6 protein-coding genes are annotated in these 7,705 nt (G+C 61.9%); all 6 read right to left on the bottom strand.

The window, feature by feature from the left end; translation table 11 throughout:
- Positions 1–737: ABC transporter substrate-binding protein (locus EN943_RS32280; RefSeq protein ID WP_164778486.1), on the bottom strand; the 737-nt coding region annotated here is incomplete at its 3' end.
- Positions 738–979: 242 nt separating this feature from the next.
- Positions 980–2,152, bottom strand: a complete 1,173-nt coding sequence (locus EN943_RS32275; protein WP_127416045.1) for an iron-containing alcohol dehydrogenase — start codon at positions 2,150–2,152, stop codon at positions 980–982.
- Positions 2,153–2,169: 17 nt separating this feature from the next.
- Positions 2,170–3,558 (bottom strand): aldehyde dehydrogenase family protein, encoded by a 1,389-nt coding sequence (locus tag EN943_RS32270; protein ID WP_127416044.1) that lies wholly within the window; start codon positions 3,556–3,558, stop codon positions 2,170–2,172.
- Positions 3,559–3,687: 129 nt separating this feature from the next.
- A complete protein-coding gene (locus EN943_RS32265) occupies positions 3,688–5,058 on the bottom strand; it encodes a glutamine synthetase family protein (protein WP_127416043.1) in 1,371 nt (456 codons plus the stop codon).
- Between the two features lie 87 nt (positions 5,059–5,145).
- Complete coding sequence (locus EN943_RS32260) at positions 5,146–6,702, bottom strand: amino acid permease (RefSeq protein WP_127416042.1); 1,557 nt, start codon at positions 6,700–6,702, stop codon at positions 5,146–5,148.
- Positions 6,703–6,752: 50 nt separating this feature from the next.
- Positions 6,753–7,571, bottom strand: a complete 819-nt coding sequence (locus tag EN943_RS32255) for an N-formylglutamate amidohydrolase (protein ID WP_127416041.1) — start codon at positions 7,569–7,571, stop codon at positions 6,753–6,755.
- Between the last annotated feature and the right edge of the window lie 134 nt (positions 7,572–7,705).

The following is a 7,705-nucleotide window of genomic DNA, read 5'->3' as shown; positions in this document are numbered from 1 at the left end:
TTGTAGTCCCAGGTGACGAGGATCGGGGTCTGGCCCTGGGCGAGCGTCGCGGCCTTTCCGATGACCGGCACGAAATTGCCGGCGGCGTTAAGCTTCTTGAAGAAGTCGAGGCCAGCGGTGCCGGCAGCTTCACCGGCGGCGGCGCCTGACGACAGGCCGGCGGCATAAACCGCCTGGATCGCCTGGTTCGAGGCCCGCGGATCACCGGCTAGGGCTACCGAGTTGGCGAATTCCGGCTTCAGCAGGTCGGCCCAGTCGGCCGGAGATTCCTTGACGAGGTCCTTGTTCACCTGGAAGGAAAGCACGCCGTAATAGTCGCCGGTCCAGAAGCCTTCGGCATCCTTGGCGCTGTCGGGGATCGAGTCCCAGGTCGACACCTTGTAGGGCTGGATCAGGCCATCGGCCTTGGCGGTCGGGCCGAAGGACAGGCCGACGTCGATGACGTCGGGCGCCTGCGGGCCCTTGTTGTCCTTGTTGGCCTTGATCGCCTCGATCTCGTCGCCGGAACCGGCATCGGGATTGAGTTCGTTGACGGTGATTTCCGGATACTTCGCCTTGAAGCCGGCGATGACGTCGCCGTAACCGCACCAGTCATGCGGCAGCGCGATGGTGGTGAGCTGGCCTTCCGCCTTGGCGGCCTTGACGAGATCGTCCAGCGAATCCGCGGACGAAATCACCGTCGACGCGAAAAGCGCCGCGGCCGAAAGGGAAAGCACTTTCCCCGTGAATTTGAACATGTGTTCTCTCCGTTGAACTGACGCCGTTGGACGCCTGCGATGCGGTATCGTTTTCATGTGACAGCCAGATGAAAGCTTTGTGAAAGCGGCTGCTCGCAGTGCGAAAAAGTAAACTCTTTTTAACCTGATGTAGCAATCGCTCCGCGATTCTTTTTCCGGCTAACTAGTTTTTGCCTTGCCCGTCATCCTCCCCCTTGTTTTCATAGCCCCTTTTCAGATCACTTTGCGGCGCGGAAAACGCCTCAGATCGTGCCGGCGATGGCGTTTTCGAGCAAGGTCAGCGCCGCCTTCTTGGTCAGCTTGACCGGGTTGCCGCCGGCGGTCGGATCGACCACCGCCATGTCGGCGATCAGCGCCTTGCGTTTCTTGTCCATGTCGAGCCCCTTGATAAGGCCCGGCAGCGCATGCGGCACCTTCAATTCCTTGCGCAGCTTGATGATCGCCTTGGCGAACCCGTCGAAGCCGCCCTTGATGCCGCAATAGGCGGCGAGCCGGCCGATACGCTCCTCGATGGAGTCACGGTTGAAGGCGAGCACATAGGGCATGAACACCGCATTGGTCATGCCGTGATGGGTGTCATAGAGCGCACCGACCGGATGCGACAGCGAATGGATGGCGCCGAGCCCCTTCTGGAACGCGGTGGCGCCCATGGCGGCGGCGCTCATCATGTGGGCGCGCGCGACGAGATCCCTGCCGTTGGCATAGGCTTTCGGCAGGTTCTCGAAGACCAGCCTCACACCTTCGACGGCGATGCCGTCGGCCATCGGATGGTACCCCGGCGCGCAATATGCCTCGAGACAGTGCGCGAGCGCATCCATGCCGGTGCCGGCGGTGATGAAGCCAGGCATGCCGACCGAGAGTTCCGGATCGGCGATGACGATTGCGGGTAGAAGTTTCGGATGGAAGATGACCTTCTTGGTGTGCGTCGCCTCATTGGTGATGACGCCGGCGCGGCCGACCTCCGATCCGGTGCCGGCTGTGGTCGGCACGGCGATGATCGGCGCGATCGCATCGGAATTGGCGCGCGCCCACCAGTCGTCGACATCCTCGAAATCCCACACCGGCCTGGCCTGCCCGGCCTGGAAGGCGATCAGCTTGCCGAGATCGAGCGCCGAGCCGCCGCCGAAGGCGATGACGCCGTCATGCTTGCCCTTCTTGAACACGGCGATGCCGGCGGTCAGGTTGGATTCGACCGGGTTCGGCCTGACCTCGGAGAAGACGCCGTAGGGAACCTTGGCGTCGTCGAGTATCTTCAGCGTCGAGGCGACGACCGGCAGTTTCGCCAGGCCCGGATCGGTGACGAACAGCGGCCGCTTGATGCCGGTGGCCGCCAGCACCTCCGGCAATTCCTTGATGCGGCCGGCGCCGAAGCGGACGGTGGTGGGGTAGTTCCATTTGGAGATCAGCTTGGACATTTTTGTCTTTCAATAAATCAGATGGCTTCGCGCAGATGGAATGATTTCGGCCTGGTGAGATTGTCATAGCCGATGGCCGACAAGCCCGCGCCCTTGCCGGTGTCCTTGACACCGGTCCAGACCAAGGCCGGGTCGAGGTAGTCGCAGCGGTTCATGAACACCGTGCCGGTCTCGACGCGGTTGCCGATCGCGACGGCATGCTCGGTATCGCGCGTCCAGATCGAAGCGGTCAGTCCATAGGGGCTGTCGTTCATCAGCGCGATCGCCTCTTCGTCGTTGCGCACCTTCATGATGCCGACGATCGGGCCAAAGCTTTCCTCGCGCATGACGCTCATCTGATGATCGACATTGGTCAGCACCTCCGGCGCCAGGTAGGGCGAACCGGCCTTGTCGTTTGCCACCTTCATGTTGATGTGCGCCACCGCGCCCTTGCGCAGTGCCTCGGCCTTCTGTTCACGGATCAGGTCGGCGAAGCGCGCCTGCGCCATCGGCCCCATCGTCGTCGCCTGTTCCAGCGGATTGCCGACGACATAGTTCTTGGTCTCTGCGATGAAGCCTTCAACGAATTCGTCATAGACCTTCTCGTGCACATAGACACGTTCGATGCCGCAGCAGCACTGGCCGGAATTGTAGAAGGCGCCGTCGACCAGGTTGGCGACGGCATGATCCATCTTGGCGTCAGGCAGCACATAGGCCGGGTCCTTGCCGCCAAGCTCGAGGCCGAGCGTCATGAAGGTGCCGGCCGCAGCCTTTTCGATGGCGCGGCCGCCACCGACCGAACCGGTGAAATTGACGTGGTCGATCTTGCCCGAGCCGAGCAGTTTTTCGGTCTGGGCGTGGTTGAGCACGACATTCTGGAACACGCCCTTGGGCAGACCCACTCCGTCGAAAGCCTGTTGGAAGCGCTCGCCGACCAGCAGCGTCTGCGCCGCATGCTTGAGGATCACGGTGTTGCCTGCCATCAGCGCCGGCACAATGGTGTTGACGGCGGTGAGATAGGGATAATTCCACGGCGCGATCACCATGACGACGCCTAGCGGATCCTTCTTCACATAGCGACGGAAGCCGTCCTTCGGGTTGGAGGCAGGCACCGACTTGAGCGCCTGTTCGGCGATCTCGACCATGTAGATGGTGCGTTCCCTGACGCCGCCGAACTCGCCGCCATAGCGCACGGGCCGTCCCATCTGCCAGGCGATCTCCGGCACGATCTCGTCTGATATCGCGACCAGCGCTTCCAGCATGGCGAGCATGTACTTGCCGCGCTCGACGATCGGCGTCAGCGCCCACTTCTCCTGCGCCGCCTTGGCACGCTCGACCGCGGCATTGATCGCCTGGTCGGTCGCGATCGGCCGCTCGGCATAGATCGAGCCATCGACGGGGGTAATGAGTTTGACCGTCTCGGTCATTTTGTAAGTCCTCGTATTCTACAACAAAAATCGTATGGCCTGGCGCTGCCCCTCACCCGCCTGCCGGCACCCCTCTCCCGTTCTTCACGGGAGAGGGTAAGGGTGAGGGGCGGCGCGAACGGTCGATAACTAATACCGCTCGAACCCTCTATGCAGTTCCCAATCCGTGATGCGGCGGTCGTACTCGAACTGCTCCCACTTTGCGGTGTGGACGTAGTGTTCGAGCACATCCTCGCCGAGCGCCTGCTTCAGCATCTTCGACTTCGCCAGCGTGTCGGTGGCATCGCGCAGCGTCTTCGGGATCTCCGGCAGGCGAGATGCCTGATAGGCATCGCCGACGAACGGCTTCTGCAATTCCAGCTTTTCGTCGATGCCGGCAAGGCCGGCGGCGATCAGCGCTGCGAAAGCAAGATACGGGTTCAGATCGGCGCCGCCGATGCGGCATTCCATGCGGATGCCCTTGGTGCCCTCGCCGCACAGGCGGAAGCCGGCGGTGCGGTTGTCCTCGCTCCACATGATCTTGGTCGGCGCGAAGGTACCGGCCTGGAAGCGCTTGTAGGAGTTGATGTAGGGCGCCAGGAACCAGGTGAACTCCTTGGCGTATTTGAGCTGGCCGGCGGCCCATTGCTGGCCAAGCGTCGACAGCGTCCAGTCGGCCTTTTTGTCGAAGAACAACGGTGTCTTGCCGTCGGCGCTCCACAGCGAATTGTGGATGTGGCTGGAATTGCCGGCGAGCCCGTAATTATACTTGGACATGAACGAAATCGCCTTGCCCTCGGACTCGGCGATTTCCTTGGCGCCGTTCTTCAGGATGACGTGGCGGTCGGCCATGTCGAGCGCCTCGGCATAGCGCACATTGATCTCTTCCTGGCCCGGACCCCACTCGCCCTTGGAGTTTTCGATCGGGATGCCGGCCGCTTCCATCTCGTTGCGAAGCCGGCGCATGACGCCTTCTTCCTTGGTGGTAATGCCGATCTGGTAGTCGCCGATATAGGGCGACGCGGTGTCGAGACCCTGCCAGTGCTTCTTGCGCGCGGAATCATAGGTCTCGTTGAACAGATAGAATTCGAGCTCGGATGCGAAATAGCCGATATAGCCGCGCTCGCCCAGCCGCTTGACCTGCTTCTTCAAGATGGCGCGCGGCGAATGCGGCAGGTCATCATGGGTGTGGTGGTCGAGCACGTCGCAGATCACGAGTGCGGTCTTTTCCAGCCAGGGAATGCGCCGCAGCGTGGCGAGATCCGGCTTCATGACGAAGTCGCCATAGCCCTTGGACCAGCTCGCGGCCTTGTAGCCCGGCACCGGCTCCATATCGATGTCTGCGGCCAGCAGATAGTTGCAGCCATGCGTTTCGTCATGCGCGGAATCGACGAAGTACTGCGCTAGGAAGCGTTTTCCCGCCAGCCGTCCCTGCATGTCGACGATGCAGGCCAGCACGGTGTCGATCTCACCGCTGGAGACCGCTTTCTTCAACTGATCGAACGAGAAATTTCCGGCCATTCCTTTGGCACTCCAGCGCTTGGGCTTTGAATGAGTTGAACGAAACCATGGCCGGCACGATGCCGGCCATGGCCATGATGATCGATGTCAGTGGCCAGTTTCGCCGACGGCCTGCTCGGCCGCCTTGATGGCTGCCTGACGCGCCGCGATGATGTCGCCGAGCGGCGGCCCCTGGAAGCGGCGCTTCTCAAAGCCGAACCAGACGATCGCCGTCAGGATGAAGAAGCCGACGGTGATGTAGAGTGCCCAGTCGTTCGGCGGCTGAATGCCGATGATGAAGATCAGGATCATCGACACGATCGACAGGAAGGCGAACAGCATGAACACGCCGCGTCCCATGTTCCACGGCCCCATCTTGTCCCACTTCGGCGTGCCCCAGGCGAGCATGCCAAGCACGATCGGCACGGTGAAGGACAGGAACAGGAAGATGACGGTGCAGGATACGACGATGGTGTAGGCCGAGGTGCCGGCGACGGAAACCAGCGTCGAACCCCAGACGAACAGCACCGACAGGATCGATGCCGTCCAGATCGCCGCCACCGGCGTGCGGTAGGTCGGGCTGACCTTGGCGAGTGTCGCCGAACCCGGCAGGCCGCCGTCACGCGAGAAGGCGAAGATCATACGCGAAGCCGAGGTCACGGTTGCGAGACCGCAAAGCAGCTGCGCGACGAACACGACGAGGTAGACGAACTCCTTGATGCCGGGGCTGACGCGCTGGTCGAAGGCCCAGAAGAACACGTTCCAGCCCTGCTTGGCGGCGTCGTCCATGTTCGGGATCATCAGCACGAAGGCGGCCAGGAACAGGTAGCCGAAAACGGCCGACCAGATCACCGACATGACCATGGCGCGCGGCACGGAAGAAGCCGCCTTGATGGTTTCCTCCGAGGTGTGCGCGGAAGCGTCATAACCGGTGATCGTATAGATCGGCAGCAACAGGCCGAGCGCGAACACCCAGGCATTCGACACCGCCGGCCAGACGCCGCCGCCGGCATCGCCGGAGTAATTGTGGAAAGTAAAGAGACGGCTGAAATCCCAGGTCTCGGCGGAGATCAGGCAGACGACGGCAATCAGGATCGCGCCAAAGAAGATCAGATATCCCGAAAAGTCGGTCAGCTTGGCCGTCAGCTTGATGCCGAGATGGTTGATCAGCGCCTGGGCACCGGTGATGATGACCAGGAAGATCATCTGGTTGGTCAGCGTGCCTTCAATGCCGAGCGTCGGTCCGAAGGCGCCGATGAAGAACGTCCAGGTGCCGACATTGATGGCGCCGAGCACGGTGATCAGGCCGAGCAGGTTGAGCCATGCGGTCACCCAGCCGGTGCCGCGGTTGCCGAGGATCGAACCCCAGTGGTAGAGGCCGCCGGCGGTCGGATAGGCCGAGCTGATCTGCGACATGGCGACGGCAAAGGTCAGCGAGACGAAGCAACCGACCAGCCAGCCGATGCCGATGCCGATGCCGCCAGCGCCGGAGGTGCCTTGCGCCAGCGAATTGATGCCGCCCGACAGGATGCAGATGATCGAGAAGGAAACGGCGAAGTTCGAAAAGCGGCTGAGGCGCCGCTCCAGTTCCTGGGCATAGCCCATGCTGTGGAGGTGCTTTACGTCCTCCGCCTTGTCAACTTCAGTATAACCCGGTGCTGCCATTGGAAGTCCCCTGTTGTTCTCCGAGCGAGATGAGTCAGTCTCATCGCACTCTAGCTAGCCGATTGAACTGACTTTCCGACTGAATGCGATCTGGTGTGTCCGGCCTCCTCTGGCTCCAGATCCGAAAAAATGCCCGTGAGCAGATCCGCCCATTTCCGCTGCCCGGTCTCGCCGGCGATTTCGTCGTTGCGGATTTCGATCATCGCGCAAGGCAGGCCGCGCGACCGCGCATGCCGTTCCAGCGTGAAATAGACGCGGTCATCAGGTGAATACGGCTCGTTGACGCCGACGGTGACGCCGGCAAGCCGCTTCAGCGCCGATATCAGCGGCGCCGCTAGCCGGCGATCCTCGTCATGGATGATGCCGATATGCCAAGGCCGGTTTTTGGACTTGTATACCGGCGTAAAGGAATGGACCGAAACCAGCCGCGTTTCCTGACCGTGTGACAGCCTGTTTTCGATGACACCCGCAATTGCGTCGTGGAAAGGCCGCCATGACAGGGCGACACGGGCCGCGCGCTCACTTTCCGACAGGCCGGTATTACCCGGTATGGCCGTTGTCTCACTGACCGGCGGCACCAGGTCGGGCGCGTCAAGCGGCCGGTTGCAATCGATGACAAGGCGCGAAATGCGGGTCTCGACCAGCGTCGCGTCGAGCGCCTGCGCCATGCGGCGGGCAACCGGCAGCGCGCCGGGATCCCAAGCGATGTGGCGCGACAGGTCCTCGACAGCAAGGCCGAGCGTGCCGAATTCGGCGGGCAGGAAGTTCGAGGCGTGATCGCAAGTCAGCACGAAAGGGCTTGATCCGCGGGGGTTGGTCACCCTTACGGTATCAGACGATGCAAGGCTGGCGGGCCGTGCTTTCTCCATACTCTGCCGTCCCCGGGGAGCGCTGTATCGTATGTTACGTATTTTGCCTCATTGCGTCCCTGTGGATGATTTCATACAGTTTGTCCGGCTTTGTCAAATGCGATCTCGGAAAAGACCGTCGACCGAGCCAAGGG

The sequence above is a fragment of the Mesorhizobium sp. M7A.F.Ca.US.006.01.1.1 genome (genome assembly GCF_003997935.1).
Classification (GTDB): Bacteria; Pseudomonadota; Alphaproteobacteria; order Rhizobiales; family Rhizobiaceae; genus Mesorhizobium.
Note: the sequence above shows the minus strand (reverse complement) of the source record. Positions and strands in the feature narration are given on the sequence as shown.